The sequence below is a fragment of the Halomonas heilongjiangensis genome, from assembly GCF_002879645.1.
GTDB classification, from domain to species: Bacteria; Pseudomonadota; Gammaproteobacteria; order Pseudomonadales; family Halomonadaceae; genus Halomonas; species Halomonas heilongjiangensis.
Map to the genome: position 1 here is coordinate 15,296 of NZ_PNRE01000015.1, position 15,461 is coordinate 30,756.

Annotated in this window: 14 protein-coding genes and 1 pseudogene; 3 read left to right on the plus strand and 12 right to left on the minus strand. The window is 67.5% G+C overall.

All coding sequences use genetic code 11. The annotated features are described in order from the left end of the window. Window positions 1-145: 145 nt before the first annotated feature. The 9 genes from era to rpoE form a co-directional block, all read right to left on the minus strand. Complete coding sequence (gene era, locus C1H66_RS02365; RefSeq protein WP_102626314.1) at window positions 146-1,045, minus strand: GTPase Era; 900 nt, start codon at window positions 1,043-1,045, stop codon at window positions 146-148. Then, window positions 1,042-1,731, minus strand: a complete 690-nt coding sequence (rnc, locus tag C1H66_RS02370; protein ID WP_102626315.1) for a ribonuclease III — start codon at window positions 1,729-1,731, stop codon at window positions 1,042-1,044. Before rnc ends, era begins: the two co-directional genes overlap by 4 nt. 97 nt (window positions 1,732-1,828) lie before the next feature. After that, window positions 1,829-2,632 (minus strand): signal peptidase I, encoded by an 804-nt coding sequence (lepB, locus tag C1H66_RS02375; protein WP_102626316.1) that lies wholly within the window; start codon window positions 2,630-2,632, stop codon window positions 1,829-1,831. A 14-nt stretch (window positions 2,633-2,646) separates the two neighbouring features. Further along, entirely contained in the window at window positions 2,647-4,464 is a 1,818-nt protein-coding gene (gene lepA, locus C1H66_RS02380; protein WP_102626317.1) for a translation elongation factor 4, read from the minus strand. 166 nt (window positions 4,465-4,630) lie between these two features. Further along, window positions 4,631-6,055: a DegQ family serine endoprotease gene (locus C1H66_RS02385; protein WP_102626318.1), complete on the minus strand. Its 1,425-nt coding sequence runs from the start codon at window positions 6,053-6,055 to the stop codon at window positions 4,631-4,633. Between the two features lie 56 nt (window positions 6,056-6,111). Further along, window positions 6,112-6,243 (minus strand): hypothetical protein, encoded by a 132-nt coding sequence (locus tag C1H66_RS23355; protein ID WP_276308818.1) that lies wholly within the window; start codon window positions 6,241-6,243, stop codon window positions 6,112-6,114. Beyond that, window positions 6,240-7,298: a MucB/RseB C-terminal domain-containing protein gene (locus C1H66_RS02390; RefSeq protein ID WP_240618190.1), complete on the minus strand. Its 1,059-nt coding sequence runs from the start codon at window positions 7,296-7,298 to the stop codon at window positions 6,240-6,242. Before C1H66_RS02390 ends, C1H66_RS23355 begins: the two co-directional genes overlap by 4 nt. Window positions 7,299-7,314: 16 nt before the next feature. Next, entirely contained in the window at window positions 7,315-8,016 is a 702-nt protein-coding gene (locus tag C1H66_RS02395; RefSeq protein WP_102626319.1) for a sigma-E factor negative regulatory protein, read from the minus strand. 187 nt (window positions 8,017-8,203) lie between these two features. Then, the gene (gene rpoE, locus C1H66_RS02400; protein ID WP_102626320.1) at window positions 8,204-8,809 is read right to left on the minus strand and encodes an RNA polymerase sigma factor RpoE; all 606 of its coding nucleotides are present in this window, start codon (window positions 8,807-8,809) and stop codon (window positions 8,204-8,206) included. 313 nt (window positions 8,810-9,122) lie between these two features. Between rpoE and C1H66_RS02405 the strand changes: the two genes are divergently transcribed. Beyond that, the gene (locus C1H66_RS02405; protein WP_102626321.1) at window positions 9,123-10,199 is read left to right on the plus strand and encodes a 3-deoxy-7-phosphoheptulonate synthase; all 1,077 of its coding nucleotides are present in this window, start codon (window positions 9,123-9,125) and stop codon (window positions 10,197-10,199) included. 79 nt (window positions 10,200-10,278) lie between these two features. On the opposite strand, the gene dinG is transcribed toward C1H66_RS02405, so the two are convergent. Next, window positions 10,279-12,423 (minus strand): ATP-dependent DNA helicase DinG, encoded by a 2,145-nt coding sequence (dinG, locus tag C1H66_RS02410; protein ID WP_102626322.1) that lies wholly within the window; start codon window positions 12,421-12,423, stop codon window positions 10,279-10,281. A 247-nt stretch (window positions 12,424-12,670) separates the two neighbouring features. Further along, on the minus strand, window positions 12,671-13,954 hold the full coding sequence (rhlB, locus tag C1H66_RS02415) for an ATP-dependent RNA helicase RhlB (protein ID WP_102626323.1): 1,284 nt from the start codon (window positions 13,952-13,954) through the stop codon (window positions 12,671-12,673). A gap of 168 nt (window positions 13,955-14,122) precedes the next feature. Here rhlB and C1H66_RS02420 point away from each other — a divergent pair, with 168 nt between their 5' ends. Both C1H66_RS02420 and xthA read left to right on the plus strand, forming a co-directional pair. Continuing rightward, entirely contained in the window at window positions 14,123-14,377 is a 255-nt protein-coding gene (locus tag C1H66_RS02420) for a hypothetical protein (protein ID WP_102626324.1), read from the plus strand. Continuing rightward, window positions 14,377-15,204 (plus strand): exodeoxyribonuclease III, encoded by an 828-nt coding sequence (gene xthA / locus C1H66_RS02425; protein ID WP_102626325.1) that lies wholly within the window; start codon window positions 14,377-14,379, stop codon window positions 15,202-15,204. The genes C1H66_RS02420 and xthA overlap by 1 nt, the downstream gene beginning before the upstream one ends. Window positions 15,205-15,239: 35 nt before the next feature. Here xthA and C1H66_RS22790 read toward each other — a convergent pair. Next, a pseudogene (locus C1H66_RS22790) lies at window positions 15,240-15,461 on the minus strand (hypothetical protein); the annotation flags it as partial.

A 15,461-nucleotide genomic window follows, 5' to 3' on the forward strand; every position in this document is an offset into this window, starting at 1 on the left:
TCGATGCAGAAAGCGCCGAGGTTTCCCTATGGGGTCAGACCCCGGCGGTGTCGATACCGCAAGCAAGATGCACCCGGGCAGTGATGGCGACCCGGCTGGGGTCTGACCCCATAGGCGCCGCCATCCCTGGAGGGCACCGCAGCCATCAGTCCAGGTTGTAGCCGAGGCTTTTCAGCGCCCGCTCGTCGTCGGACCAGCCACGCTTGACCTTGACCCAGAGGTTGAGCATCACCTTGGCACCGAGCGCACGCTCCATGTCGAGGCGCGCCTCGCGGCCGATGCTCTTGATGCGCTCGCCGTTCTCGCCGATCAGGATCTTCTTCTGCCCCGCCCGCTCGACCAGGATCAGGGCGCTGATGTGCACCACCCGGCCCTCGTCGCGAAACTCCTCGATCTCCACGGTCATCTGATAGGGCAGCTCGTCACCGAGCTGGCGCATCACCTTCTCGCGCACCAGCTCGGCGACCAGGAAGCGCTGGCTCCTGTCGGTGACCTGGTCCTCGGGGAAGTAGTGGATGCCCTCCGGCAGGTGCTTGGCCACCTCGGCCTCCAGCTCCGGCACGTTGGTGCCGTGCTTCGCCGAGATCGGCACGATCGCCGCGAAGTCGCGCCGGGCACCGACCTCCTCGAGCCAGGGCAGCAGGCTGGTCTTGTCCTGCAGCCGATCGACCTTGTTGACCGCCAGGAGCACCGGTGCCTCGACGTGCTCGAGGCGCTGCAGCACCACCTGGTCCTCGTCGGACCAGCGTGTGCGGTCGATGATGAACACCACGCAGTCGACGTCGCGCAGGGCCTGGGTCGCCGCCTGGTTCATGAAGCGATTGATCGCCTTGTTGCGATCCTTCGCCATGATATGGATGCCCGGGGTGTCGACGTAGATGAACTGCGCCTCGCCCTCGGTCTTGATGCCCATCACCTGATGGCGGGTGGTCTGGGGACGCCGCGAGGTGATCGAGATCTTCTGGCCGAGGATGCGGTTCATCAGCGTCGACTTGCCGACATTGGGACGGCCGACGATGGCCACGAAGCCACAGGTCTGGGTCATGAGCGTGCTCCTCTGGGCTCGAGCCGGTCCAGGGCCCTCTCGGCGGCCTGCTGCTCGGCATGGCGACGACTGGCGCCGGTCCCCGTGGTGTGCTCGTCGAGCATCTCGATGTGACACTCGACGGTGAAGGTCTGGGCATGGGCCTCGCCCTCCACCGAGACCACCTCGTAGCGCGGCAGTGGCGACTGGCGCGACTGCAGGAACTCCTGCAGGCGGGTCTTGGGGTCCTTCTGGGTATCCTGCAGGCTGATCGCCTCGAGCCGCTCGGCATACCAGGAGAGCACCCTGGTACGGGCGATATCCATGCCGGCGTCCAGGTAGATGGCGCCGATCACCGCCTCCACGGCATCGGCGAGGATCGACTCGCGGCGGTGGCCCCCGCTCTTCATCTCGCCGGAGCCCAGGCGCAGGTGTTCGCCGAACCCCATTTCCCGGGCCAGCTCGGCCAGGGTCTGGCCCTTGACCAGCCGGGCGCGCAACCGCGACAGCTGCCCCTCACGGGCCTCCGGAAAGCGCTGGAAGAGCGCCTCGGCGATCACGAAGTTGACGATCGAATCGCCGAGAAACTCGAGGCGTTCGTTGTTCTGGCCACCGAAACTGCGGTGCGTCATGGCCAGCTCCAGCAGGGCGGCGTCGCCGAAGGAGTGGCCGATGCGTCGGCTGAAGGCGTTGAGGGAGTTGCTCACGAAGCTCCTGAATGATCGATGTCGGGGCTGAAAGGTTCAGGGAAACGGGGTGCGCCCGGCACGGGGGAACAGCGTGCCCGGGCCAGGTCGACCAAGCCTAGTGGATGCGCCGGACGCTGCCGAAACTGGGCAGACCGCCATCCCAGTGCATCCACACGGCGAAGGCGCGGCCGACGATGTTCTCTTCCGGCACGAAGCCCCAGTAGCGGCTGTCGTTGGAGTGGTCGCGGTTGTCGCCCATGGTGAAGTAGTGACCCTCGGGAACCACCAGCTCGCGCATCTGCGGCCCCGGGTCTCGAGGATTATTGTAGATACGGTGAGCCAGCGCGCCCAGGCGCTCCTCGAGCAGCAGCTCGCCGGGGGCCGCGGCCCCCGCCTCGTCCAGCAGCAACTTGGCGACCGGCTCGCCGTTGACGTAAAGCTGCTTGCCTTCGTAGCGTATCCGGTCGCCCGGCAACCCCACCACGCGCTTGATGAAGTTCACCGAGGGCTCGTCGGGGAAGCGGAACACCATGACGTCACCGCGCTCGGGCTCGTTCAGCTCGACGAGGCGGGTATGGGTCACCGGCAGACGCAGGCCGTACGTGAACTTGTTGACCAGGATGAAATCCCCCACCTCCAGGGTCGGGCGCATGGAGCCCGAGGGGATCTGGAAGGGTTCGACCACGAAGCTGCGCAACAGCAACACCACCAGCAGCACCGGAAAGAACGACCGGGAGTAGTCGACCGGCCACGGCTCCTTGAGCGCCTTCTCGCGGGCACGCTCGTCGAGCCCCTCGGTGGTACCCGCCTCGGCGGTCACCAGGCGTCGCCGTCGTGCCGGGCGCCACCAGACCAGATCCAGCAGCCAGATCAGGCCGGTGACGGCAACCGCCACCACCAGCAGTAGAGAGAAGTCCATGCGGTCATCCGTTCCTAGTCATTTACCTTGAGCACGGCGAGGAAGGCGTCCTGGGGAATCTCGACCCGGCCAACCTGCTTCATGCGCTTCTTGCCCGCCTTCTGCTTCTCGAGCAGCTTCTTCTTGCGCGAGACGTCACCGCCGTAACACTTGGCCGTGACGTTCTTGCGCAGCGCCTTGACGGTGGAGCGGGCCACCACCTGACCGCCGATGGCGGCCTGGATGGCCACATCGAACATCTGACGCGGAATCAACTCCTTCATCTTCTCGACCAGCACCCGTCCACGGCCGTGAGCATGATCGCGATGGATGATCACGGCCAGGGCATCGACCTTGTCGCCGTTGATCAGCACGTCGAGACGCACCAGCTTGGCCGCCTGGAAGCGCTCGAAGCTGTAGTCCAGGGAGGCATAGCCCTTGGAGATGGACTTGAGGCGGTCGAAGAAGTCCATCACCACCTCGGACATGGGCAACTCGTAGACCAGTTGGATCTGACTGCCGAGGAACTGCATGTCGCGCTGGGTGCCCCGGCGCTGCTCGCATTCGGTGATGACGTTGCCGACGAACTCCTGGGGCACCAGGATGCTGGCCCGCACGATGGGCTCGCGCATCTCCTCCACGTCGGCCATGTCCGGCAGCTTGGAGGGGTTGGCAACGTACATCACCTCGCCGCTCTTCATGGCCAGCTCGTAGACCACGGTGGGCGCGGTGGTGAGCAGGTCCAGGTCGTACTCGCGCTCGAGACGCTCCTGGATGATCTCCATGTGCAGGGTGCCGAGGAAACCGACCCGAAAACCGAAGCCCAGGGCGTCGGAGTTCTCCGGCTCGTACTCCAGCGAGGCATCGTTGAGCGCCAGCTTCTCCAGGGCGTCACGGAAGTCCTCGTAGTCGTCGGCACTGACCGGGAACATGCCGGCATAGACCTGGGGCTTGACCTTCTGGAAGCCGGGCAGGCGCTCCACGTCCGGGGTCTTCGTATGGGTGATGGTGTCACCCACCGGCGCCCCCTGGATCTCCTTGATGCCCGCGACGATGAAGCCCACCTCTCCGGCCCGCAGGATACCGGTCTCGCGACGCAGGGGAGTGAAGATCCCCACTTCGTTGGCCTGCCAGTCCCGTCCGGTGGACTTGATGCGGATCTTCTCGCCCTTCTTCAGGGTGCCGTCGAACAGCCGGACCAGCGACACCACCCCCAGGTAGTTGTCGAACCAGGAGTCGATGATCAACGCCTGCAAGGGCGCGTCCGGATCCCCCTTGGGCGGCGGAATGTCACGCACCAGGCGCTCGAGCAACGCGTCGATGCCCATGCCGCTCTTGGCCGAGACCTGGCAGGCGTCGGTGGCATCGAGGCCGATGATCTCCTCGATCTCGTGGGAGACCTTGTCGGGGTCGGCCTGGGGCAGGTCCATCTTGTTGAGCACCGGCAGTACCTCCAGCCCCTGCTCGATGGCGGTGTAGCAGTTGGCCACCGACTGCGCCTCGACGCCCTGGCCGGCATCCACCACCAGCAGCGCCCCTTCACAGGCATACAGCGACCGCGATACCTCGTAGGAGAAATCGACGTGCCCCGGGGTGTCGATGAAGTTGAGCTGGTAGGTGTTGCCGTCCTGGGCATGGTAATCCAGCGTCACCGACTGGGCCTTGATGGTGATGCCGCGCTCGCGCTCGAGGTCCATGGAATCGAGCACCTGCTCCTTGAGCTCGCGCTCGCTCAAGCCACCGCAGTTCTGGATCAGGCGATCGGCCAGGGTCGACTTGCCGTGGTCGATATGGGCGATGATCGAGAAATTGCGAATATGCTTGAGCTGATCGGAGGGGGTGTCTTGGGACATCGAGTCGCTTCTGCCTGGTTGGTGTCGGGCCACGGCCGGGCGTCGTGACGCTGGCATGCGGGCAAGAGAATGGGCGCTATTGTAGCGGGATGCGCCTGGCAGGAACAGCAACCCGACGGCGCGGGCCGTCGGGTTGCTGTTTCAGGGAAGCCTGCCGGCGGGAGTATCAGTCATCGGCGAGGCGCAGGGCGACGAACAACGAACGCCCGTCGCGATAGAGACGCACCGGCACGGCGCGATCGGAGGGCAGCGACTCCACCACCTCGACCAGCCGATCGGCGCTGCCCACGACCTGGTGGTCGATGCTGACCAGCACGTCCCCCGGGCGGATGCCGGCAGCGGCGGCGGCGCCACTCGGATCGAGCTCGCGCACCCTGACGCCATCCTCGATACCGAGCCGCTCGAGCTCATCGGCCTCGAGCTCGCTCACGGCCAGGCCCAGCCGGGACTGACGGCCGCCCTCCTCGGCACGCGTCACGTCTCGGCCCTCGGCATCGGGCCAGTCGCCCACGGTCACCGTCTGGCGATGCTCCTCACCGTCACGCAGCAGTACCAGGTCCACCTCGCTGCCTGGGCTGGTGCGGCCGATCAGTCGCGGCAGGGTGCTGGAACGATCGACCTCGTCGCCATCCACCTCGAGGATGACGTCGCCGGCCTGGAGGCCGCCACGGGCCGCAGGCCCCTCCGGATCCAGGTCGGCGATCAGCGCGCCACTGGGGCTGTCCATGCCGAAGGACTCGGCCAGGTCACGGGAGACCGGCTGGATCATCACGCCGAGCCAGCCGCGACTCACGCGTCCGTCATCGCGCAACTGGCCGGCAACGTCCATGGCCACGTTGATGGGAATGGCGAAGGAGAGCCCCATGAAGCCACCGCTGCGGGTAAAGATCTGCGAGTTGATACCCACTACTTCGCCGTCGAGGTTGAACAACGGCCCCCCGGAGTTGCCCGGATTGATGGCCACATCGGTCTGGATGAAGGGGACATAGGCATCCCGCGGCAGGGTACGGTTGATGGCACTGATGATGCCCGCCGTCACCGAGGAGTCGAAACCGAACGGCGAACCGATCGCGGCCACCCACTCACCGACCCTCAGGGCATCGGAGTCCCCCAGGGTCAGGGTCGGCAGGTCGTCGGCATCCACCCTGAGCAGCGCCACATCGGTGCGCTCATCGGCACCGATCAGCTCGGCGGCGAGCTCGCGGCGGTCGTTGAGACGCACCAGGATCTCGTCGGCCCCCTGAACCACATGGGCATTGGTCAGGATGTAACCGTCCTCGCTGATGATGAAGCCCGAGCCCAGTGACTGGCGCTCCTGGGAGCGGCCCTGGCCACCGCCGCCCGGCGGCGCCGGGAAGCGATCGCCGAAGAAGTGACGGAAGATCTCCGGTATTTCCTGGCCACCGAAACCGCCGAAGGGATCCTCACGGCCCCGCTCCATCCGGGTGGTGGAGATGTTAACCACCCCCGGGGCCGCCTGCTCCACCAGTTCGGTGAAGTCCGGTAGCTCCCGGGCCATGGCCGACTGCCAGGCCAGCAGGGTCGCGGCCAGCAGCATCCACAGGGAAAGATGTCGAGTCATGCGCTTCATGGAGTGCTCCTGCGAATGATCAAGAGGAAATGCTCAGATGATCGGCGACTGGCGGATCAGGCCGACGCATCGGGCCCGACCGGCCGCCGTGGATGATCAGGGGTCGCCACGTCGACGAAGATGGTGACGCCATGTCGAGAAACCAAGCCTCGGATGTTGTCCGTGAAGCCGACCATCCCGGCGCTCATGGCCCCTCCTCGGCGACAGCGCCGCCTTGAATCTCTGCCGATGCGGCAGCCTCCTCGGCGCGCCACTCCAGGGTATCGGCCACTCGCAGCAGTACGCGAGGCGGCAGCTCTCCCATCACCACCACCTGCCGGGGCTGCCCACCCAACTCGCGATGACGTACGGCAGCATGGGAGACGCCGAGGCGGTGCATCCCCGGGGCCAGCAGTTCATCGGCCCCGTCGATGGGCTCGACGAACAGACTGAGGGTAGAGAGGCCGTCGCTATAGAGCCGGTGATCGACCGTGTCTGCGTGCCGCGAGCTGCGGGTGTCCACCGGCTGGGGCACGAAGCCCTCGGGCAGCCAGCCGATGTCCCAGGGATCGGACGGCGCCTCGCGGTACTGGTCGAGGACCACATGCCCCTCATGGAGACGCGGCCGATCGAGTTCGGTGAACTGGAAGGTCTCGACAACCCGCCCCGCCTCGTCGAGCAGGACCTGTTTGAGCGGCAGGGCCGTGGTCGTGTCGAGCCATAACCGGTGACCGAAACGAAAGCTGTCGAGGGGGTCGATGTCCAGGCGCACGGTGCGACGGCTGGCAATGCGCTCCTCGCCCCCCAGTTGCAGGCGATAGAGGCCGTCGAGGTGAGCGGCGATCCCGGACGGCGAGGCAGGCACCTCGCTGCCCGGCTCGGCCCAACTCAAGCGACCGATGCGACCGCGACGCTCGAAGACCAGCGGCGGACCATCGAGGAAACTGGCCATCTCGCGCTCGATGCCATCCTCGATGTGGTGGGAAAGGGCCAGGGTCCTGATGCCGTCATAACCGATCCGCACGGCACGCGCCTGGAAGACGTAGCAGTGGCTGGCCCAGAGGCTGCGCTCGAACCAGTCGAGGGCAGTTTCCGGGGCTTCCCGTTCGGCCAACTCACGGCAATCGAAACGGTCGCCGCCCTCGGCATCGGCCGCCAGGGCCGGGGCGTCGACGGTCAGCACCAGACCGGCCCCGGCAAGCAGCGAAGCCGCCATCAACCGCCACACCTGACGCTTGCGAACGACGAGCAGGCCGGTCCGCATCAGCACACTCCCGGCATCAGCGAGTGCCCAGCGTCTCGCCGCCCGAGGCGCGCAGCAGCGGCATCCAGGCGTCGCCGCTGCGATAGGAAGAGCCCTCGGCGTGGCGATCGAGGTAGGATTGCAGCAGGCGCGCCTGCTCCTCGTCGGCCCGCAACGACTGGCGGGGGGGCGGCGCCATGAACATGGGGGACTCGGCCCCCGCGCCGACGGTCATCAGCCCCTGGCCGCCACCGGAAGCCCCCATGGGCGCCTGGAACAGCGGCAGGTCGACCAGCGACGGGCGTGCCGAATTGCCGGCGCCTCCCTCGGTCGTGGCAAGCGAGGCCGGAGCCGATTGACTGGCCGGGCCGGACGCCAGGCCGGGTTCGTCGCCTCCACCGCCCTGGTAGAACTGCACCCCGGAGATCACCATCAGCGACACCGCGGCGGCGATACCGGCACTGCGGGCAAGCGGCAGCGAGCGGCGAACCGCCGGCGCTACGGGCTCGAGGCGTGGCGCCTGCTCGTCCTGGAGTCGCGCCATGATACCGGCGGAAAGATCGGTGGCGAGATCGACGCCCGGCTCGCGTCGCATCAGGCTGCGCATCAGATGGTAGCGTCGCCAGGTCTCGGCAGCGTCAGCAGAGTCGTCCAACGACTTCAACACCCGGCGCAACTCGAGCTCATCACCTTCGTTGTCCATCAGGGCAGAAAGCGATTCCCGTGCGTTCTGACTCATTCTTCACACCCTCGCACTCGCAAGGCGCCCTGCCTTGCGTCCATTGACAGCCTGGAAGATCGGCAATCCAGGCCACGGCCTGGCGATGCCGACATGTTAGAACCCACCCCCGGTGGGCCGGTCACTGCTTCTGACGCCGTAAGCGACGGACAGTTCAGCAATTCGTCAAAAACCTTGATCGAGTCGCTCATTCGGGGATCGGCTCACGGTTGCGCGACGTGGTCACCAGCGGCTGGATATGCTGGTCCACCGCCTCCCGGGCACGAAAGATACGCGAGCGCACCGTCCCCACCGGACACTGCATGATCTGGGCGATGTCCTCGTAGGAGAGGCCATCGAGCTCACGCAGGGTGATGGCGGTGCGCAGGTCGTCAGGCAGGTTCTCGATCGCCTCGAAGACGGCGGCCTCGAGCTGGTCCCGGGCGATCGCCGCCTCCGGCGACTCGATGTCGGCCAGGCGGCCGCTGTGATCGACGATCTCGGCATCGACGATGTCGAGGTCGCTGCCCGGGGGACGCCGCCCCTTGGAGACCAGGTAGTTCTTGGCGGTATTGATGGCGATCCGGTACATCCAGGTATAGAAGGCACTCTCGGCGCGGAACTTGCCCAGCGCCCGGTAGGCCTTGATGAAGGCCTCCTGGGCCACGTCCTGGACCTCGGCATGATCGTGCACATAGCGACCGATCAGCCCGATGATCTTGTGCTGGTACTTCCTCACCAGCAGGTCGAAGGCACGCGTGTCCCCCTTCTGGGCGCGCTCGACGAGTTGTTGATCGGTCTCCCGAGTGCCCATTCACGCCCTCCCCGGCCGAGAGAGGCATGACGGGTTGCCAGGGAGTCGCCGCGAGCGGACTAGTAAAGCATGCATAGTGTCAACCTGAAGCCCTGAGGCAGCTGATAGTCGAAGGCCGGAGCCGAAGTGGCACAAGTGTTCCCGTTTCTGGCGCGTGCATCAAGCCGAATCCCTCGCCGACGATGCCCGCGGTGGGACACGCCGGGGTCTCAACGGTTCCCGGCGCGATTGATTTTTGCCATGCCAACGGGCGATAGTAGAACCCACTATTGGTATTCATCGCCATCGGCGCAGACACGACACAGGTAGCACAATGTCAGAGCAGCAGGTCAACAACCTCAACGTCCTCGCCCAGGACGTCCTGATCTCTCCCGAGGCCCTGAAGAACGAGATCCCGCTCACCGAGGCCGCCGAACGCACGGTGATCGAGGGCCGCGAGACGATCCAGCGGATCCTCGACGGCAGCGACCCGCGCCTGCTGGTGGTGGTCGGCCCCTGCTCCATCCACGACGTCGATGCGGCACTGGACTATGCCCGCCGCCTGCGCCGCCTGGCCGATGAGGTCAAGGATAGCCTCTATATCGTGATGCGCGTCTACTTCGAGAAGCCGCGCACCACCGTGGGCTGGAAGGGGCTGATCAACGATCCGCACCTCAATGACTCCTTCGAGATCGAGGAGGGCCTGCACATCGCCCGCCGGCTGCTGGTGGAGCTGGCCGAGATGGGCCTGCCGCTGGCCACCGAAGCCCTCGACCCGATCTCGCCCCAGTACCTGCAGGACTGCATCAGCTGGTCGGCGATCGGCGCCCGCACCACCGAGTCCCAGACCCACCGGGAGATGGCCTCCGGTCTCTCCTGCCCGGTGGGCTTCAAGAACGGCACTGACGGCAGCCTCGACGTGGCCGTCAACGCCCTGCAGTCGGTGGCGCACCCGCACAACTTCCTCGGCATCGACCAGGCCGGCCAGGTGGCGATCATCCGCACCCGCGGCAACGCCTACGGCCATGTGGTGCTGCGCGGCGGCAACGGCAAGCCCAACTACGACAGCGTCAGCGTGGCGCTGGCCGAGCAGGAACTCAAGAAGGCCGGGGTCAAGCCCAACATCATGATCGACTGCTCCCACGCCAACTCCAACAAGGACCCGGCCCTGCAGGCGCTGGTACTGGAGAACGTCACCAACCAGATCCTCGAGGGTAACCGCTCGATCATCGGCCTGATGGTGGAGTCCAACATCGGCTGGGGCAACCAGAAGATCCCCGAGGACCGCAGCCGGCTGCAGTACGGGGTCTCCATCACCGATGCCTGCATCGACTGGGACACCACCGTGCAGACCTTCAGGCAGATGCACGACAAGCTGACCCCGGTACTGACCCGCCGTAGCGCGGCCTGAGCAGGCACCGCCCCGCAGCCGGACCCGAACAGGCCCGCCGATCTGAACCGGCGGGCCTGTTGCGTGATGGAACGAACGCTCAGGCGTCCTGGCGCACCCCGTCGATCTCGCGCACGAAGGGCGGCAGCGCGTCGAGCAGCGCCCGGCCATAGCGACGGGTCAGCACCCGGCGGTCGAGCAGGGTGATGCGCCCGGCGTCGGCCTCCTTGCGGATCAACCGGCCACAGGCCTGGACCAGCTTGATCGAGGCATCCGGGACGCTGATGCGCATGAAGGGGTTGCCGCCACGGCTCTCGATCCACTCGGCGAGGGTCGCCCCCACCGGGTCGTCGGGCACCGAGAACGGCAGCCGGGTGATCACCACATGGGTCAGGTAGTCGCCGGGCAGGTCGATCCCCTCGGCGAAGCTCGCCAGGCCGAAGATGATGCTGCCCTCCCCGGCGTCGACCCGCGCCCGGTGGCGGGTGATCAGCTCGCGCTTGGGCAGCCGGTCCTGGGCCAGCACCCGCTCGCGACGGGAGGCCGACAGCGCCTTCTCCACGCCGCGCAGCTGGGCCCGCGACGAGAACAGCATCAGTACCGCCTCCCGCTCGCCGAGGGCCTCGACGAAGTCGACGATGGCCCGCTCGTGGCCCTCGCGGTCGGCCGGGTCGACCGCCTCCCGGGGCACGCTGAGCACCGCCCGGGAGTAGTCGAAGGGGCTCGGCAGGCGCTGGTAGCGGTAGCGGTTGGCGAGTCCGGCGCGCTCCTGCAGGCGCTCGAAGCGCCCCAGGGCCGTCAGCGTCGCCGAGGTCACCACGGCGCCGAAGCTGCTGCCCCAGAGCGTCCTGGCCAGGGTATGGGCGGCGGAGACCGGGCTCGCCGAGAAGGTCAGCTCGGGATCGCCACCGAAACGCTCGAGGGTCAGCCAGCGCGCCCGGGGCGGCTCCCCGGGATCGTCCTGCTCGCCGAAGGCCAGCCACAGGGCGTGGGCCTCGAGCGCACGGCCATGGAGCAGCGCCACCAGCGGCAGCCAGGCCTCGGCCTGCTCGCGGGGCAGCCCGGTGTGCTTGTCCGGGTCGAGGCTCTCGCGCAGGATGTCGCCCATGCTCTCCAGGGTGCGCGCGAGCTCGGCGAAGATCACCACCAGGGCGGCGGCGAGTTCGCGCAACGCCTCCGGCGCCCGGCCCATCGCGAAGCGGTGGTGGCGGCTCTCCTCGCCGTCGGCGAGCCCCTGGGGACGTTCGGCCAGTTGGTGGCCCAGGGCGAAGGCCTCGCCGAGCCTCGGCTCGAGCGCGTCGATGGCCTGGGGCAATCCGGCCAGCAATCGCGCCAGGGTCGGCTGCACCGCCAGGGCGGCGTTGAGTTCGGTGAGCGACTTCTTGAGGGTGCGCAGCCAGCGCAGCGCCCCGCCCACGGCGAAGCGGTGGGTGAAGTGCTGCAGCGCCTTGTCCGGCAGGTGGTGCCCCTCGTCGAACACGTAGATGCAGTCGCCGGGCGCCGGCAGCACCACCCCGCCGCCCAGGGCGAGGTCGGCCAGCACCAGGTCGTGGTTGGCGACGATCACGTCGGCACTGTCGAGGTGGCGGCGGGAGCGGAAGAAGGCGCAGGCACCGAAATGGCCGCAGCGGCGGTTGGTGCACTGGCGATGGTCGACGGTGAGGCGCCGCCAGTGGCTGTCGTCGATGGCCTCGGGCCAGCTGTCGCGGTCGCCCTCCCAGCGGCCGTTGCCGTAGGCCTCGCCCAGCGACTGCGCCAGGGCCTGGAAGGCGTCGCCGCCGCTGGCGAGCGACTGCTCGAAGAGCGACAGGGTCGGGTTCTCCTCGCCGCCGTCGAGGGCCTGGTCGAGGCGCGCCACGCAGATGTAGCGCCCCCGCCCCTTGGCCAGGGCGAAGTCGAAATCGAGGCCGCTGTGGGCCTTGAGGGCCGGCAGGTCCTGGTGCAGCACCTGCTCCTGCAGCGCCACCGTGGCGGTGGCGATCACCAGCCGCTTGCCGCGGGCCTTGGCCACCGGCAGCGCGGCGAGCAGGTAGGCCAGGGTCTTGCCGGTGCCGGTGCCGGCCTCGAGCACGCAGACGTGTTCGTCGCTGGTCCGCCGGCCGGCCTCGTCGCTCTCGATGCCGGCCAGGGTACGGGCGATCTCGGCGATCATCAGCCGCTGGCCGTAGCGCGGTGTGAGGTCGAGCCCCTCGAGCACCCGGCGGTAGGCGGTCTGGATCTCGCCCTTCAGGACCTCATCGAGCATGCTGGCGCCTGTATCATTAGGGGGACCACGAGAGAAACGCGGCTTTCCCGGCGACAGGCCTTCGCGGAGGCGCTGTGAACCCTTCCCTGGGCGCTACATTCTTCATCCATGAAGAATGACCTCCGCTCCGACCCGTCCCCGACGCCGCTCAGTGGGGTGGCTTCTCGGGCGCAGCCCGAGCGGTCCTTTCTTCAAGCGGCGCAGCCGCGTCTTCCAGCTTCCAGGCGCGGAGCGCCGCGCTTACCACTTACAGCAGCCCTTCGGGCGGATGCTCGCAGGGCAGCTTGGCGTTGATGAAGCGCTCGATCTCGGGCAGCGAGAAGGCGTCCTCCTCGCCCACGAAGCTGATCGACACCCCCTTGGCCCCGGCCCGGCCGGTACGGCCGATGCGGTGCACGTAGTCCTCCGGGTCCTCCGGCAGGGTGTAGTTGATCACGTGGCTGACATCCTCGATGTGGATGCCGCGCCCCGCCACGTCGGTGGCCACCAGCACCTGGATCTCGCCCTCGCGGAACTGCTCGAGGGTACGGATGCGCTGATTCTGCGGCACGTCACCGGAGAGCATGGCGGCATTGATGCCGGCCTTGCGCAGCAGGTCGTCGAGCCGGCGCACCAGGTCGCGGCGGTTGCCGAACACCATCACCCGGTCGAAGCTCTCCTGCTGCAGCAGCTTGACCAGCAGCCGCTGCTTGTCCTCGTCGCTGACCATGTAGACGCGCTGATCGATGTCGGCGGCGTTCTCCACCGTCACCGCGATCTCCACGTGGGCCGGCTCATGGGTCCACTGGCTCGCCAGGTTGAGGATGTCCTCGGTGAAGGTGGCCGAGAACAGGAAGGTCTGGCGCTCCTCCTTCTTCGGCGTATGACGGATGATGCGCTTGACGTCGGGAATGAAGCCCATCGACAGCATGCGATCCGCCTCGTCGAGCACCAGCACCTCGACCTGGGTCAGGTCAACGTCGCGCTTCTGGTGGAAGTCGAGCAGGCGCCCCGGGGTGGCCACCAGGATATCGAGCCTCTTGCCCAGCCCCTCGCGCTGCTTCTGGTAGTCCATGCCGCCGACGACGCTGGCCACGTTGAGGTCGGTGAAGCGCGCCAGCGCCTTGGCATCCTTCTCGATCTGCAGGGCCAGCTCACGGGTCGGCGCCACGATCAGCGCGCGCGGTGCGCCCGGCTTCTGGCCGTTGGGCACCTCTTCCTCGAGGAAGTAGGCGAGGATCGAGATCAGGAAGGCGGCGGTCTTGCCGGTACCGGTCTGGGCCTTGCCGACCACGTCGCCACCCAGCAGGGTGTGGGCGAGGGCCTCGGCCTGAATCGGCGTGCAGTACTCGAAGCCCTGGGCGTGGATGGCCCGCATCAGCGGCAGCGGCAGGTCGAAGTCGTGGAAGCGCCACTTGCCGGCCACGGCCGGCACCTGGAACTGGCGCAGGTCCCAGCTCGACGACTGACGACGCCGCGGCTTGCGGCGGCGACGCTTGGGCTTGCGATCCTGGGCCGGTGCCGGTGATGTGATCTGTTCCGACTCGCTCATAGGCTTGCTGTCTAGTCCGTTTCAGTGGATAGGAGGCATGACACAAACGCGCATTGTACCAGTCTACGGCGCCGAGGGCCCGTCTCGCGCATGCACCGCGCACGGATCGCTGTCGAAGCACGCGGCCCGGCTGGTAGAATGCCCCCGGATACGCAAGGAGTCTGCGTCATGACACGCCGCAAGAAGACACGCTCGCTGGCCGACAAGGTGCAGATCCGCACCGGCAAGCGCAAGGATTTCAAGAAGTGGCGCCACGAGAATCCCGACCAGGTGACCTCGTCGACCCGCTTCACCCAGAAGAAGCGCCAGCAGCGCAAGCTGCAGGCGGCCCGCAAGCTCGCCCGCCAGGCCGCCGGCGAGTCCATCGCCATTCACCCCGACGACAAGCACGGCGGTACCAGCGGCGAGGAGAACAACGACTGATGCGCCTCGTCTCGTTCAATATCAATGGCATCCGGGCGCGCCTCCACCAGCTCGAGGCGCTCGTCGAGAGCCACCGGCCGGCCCTGATCGGCCTGCAGGAGACCAAGGTCCAGGACAGCGAGTTTCCCCTCGCGGCGGTGGAGGCGATGGGGTACCGGGTCGACTTCCACGGCCAGAAGGGGCACTACGGCGTGGCGCTGATGGTCGACACGAGTCAGTGCGGCGAGCCGGAGGCGGTACACTTCGGCTACCCCGACGACGGCGACGAGGCCCAGCGCCGCATGATCGGCGTGCGCCTGCGCCCGGCCGGCGGCGATCCCCTGACGGTATGGAACGGCTACTTCCCCCAGGGCGAGAACGTCGACCACCCCGTCAAGTTTCCCAACAAGCGCGAGTTCTATGCCCGGCTCAAGCGCCTGCTCGAGGAAGACCACCGCCCCGACGAGCGCCTGGTGGTGATGGGCGACTTCAACATCTCGCCCGAGGATATCGACATCGGCATCGGCGAGGCCAACCGTCGGCGCTGGCTGCGCGAGGGCAAGACCAGCTTCCAGCCGGTGGAGCGCGAGTGGCTCGAGGACATCAAGGCCTGGGGGCTGACCGACAGCTACCGGGTTCGCTACCCCGAGGTCGACGACCGCTTCAGCTGGTTCGACTATCGCTCCCGCGGCTTCGAGCGCGACCCCAGGCGCGGACTGCGCATCGACCATATCCTGGTCACCGCGCCACTCGCCCAGCGGGTGATCGACGCCGGCATCGACTACGACCTGCGCGGCATGGAGAGGCCCTCCGACCACGCGCCGGTATGGACCAAGCTCGACCTGTAACCTTTTCGTGCATCTTCGTCGGACCGTCGCCAACCCTACAGGGGGGACGCCGCCAGGGCCTCGAGCCAGCGCCCGGCCTCCTCCCTGCCCCGCTCGCTGGCCATCCGCAGGGCCCGTTCGGCCAGTGCCGGCTCCCCCCAGCCGTGGGCGAGCTGGCCAAGACGCAGCCAGTCATCGCCGGCATCGCTGCGCTCGGCCACCGCCTCCCAGGCGGCCAGCGCCCGCTGGCGGTCCCGTGACGCCTGCCAGGCCTGGGC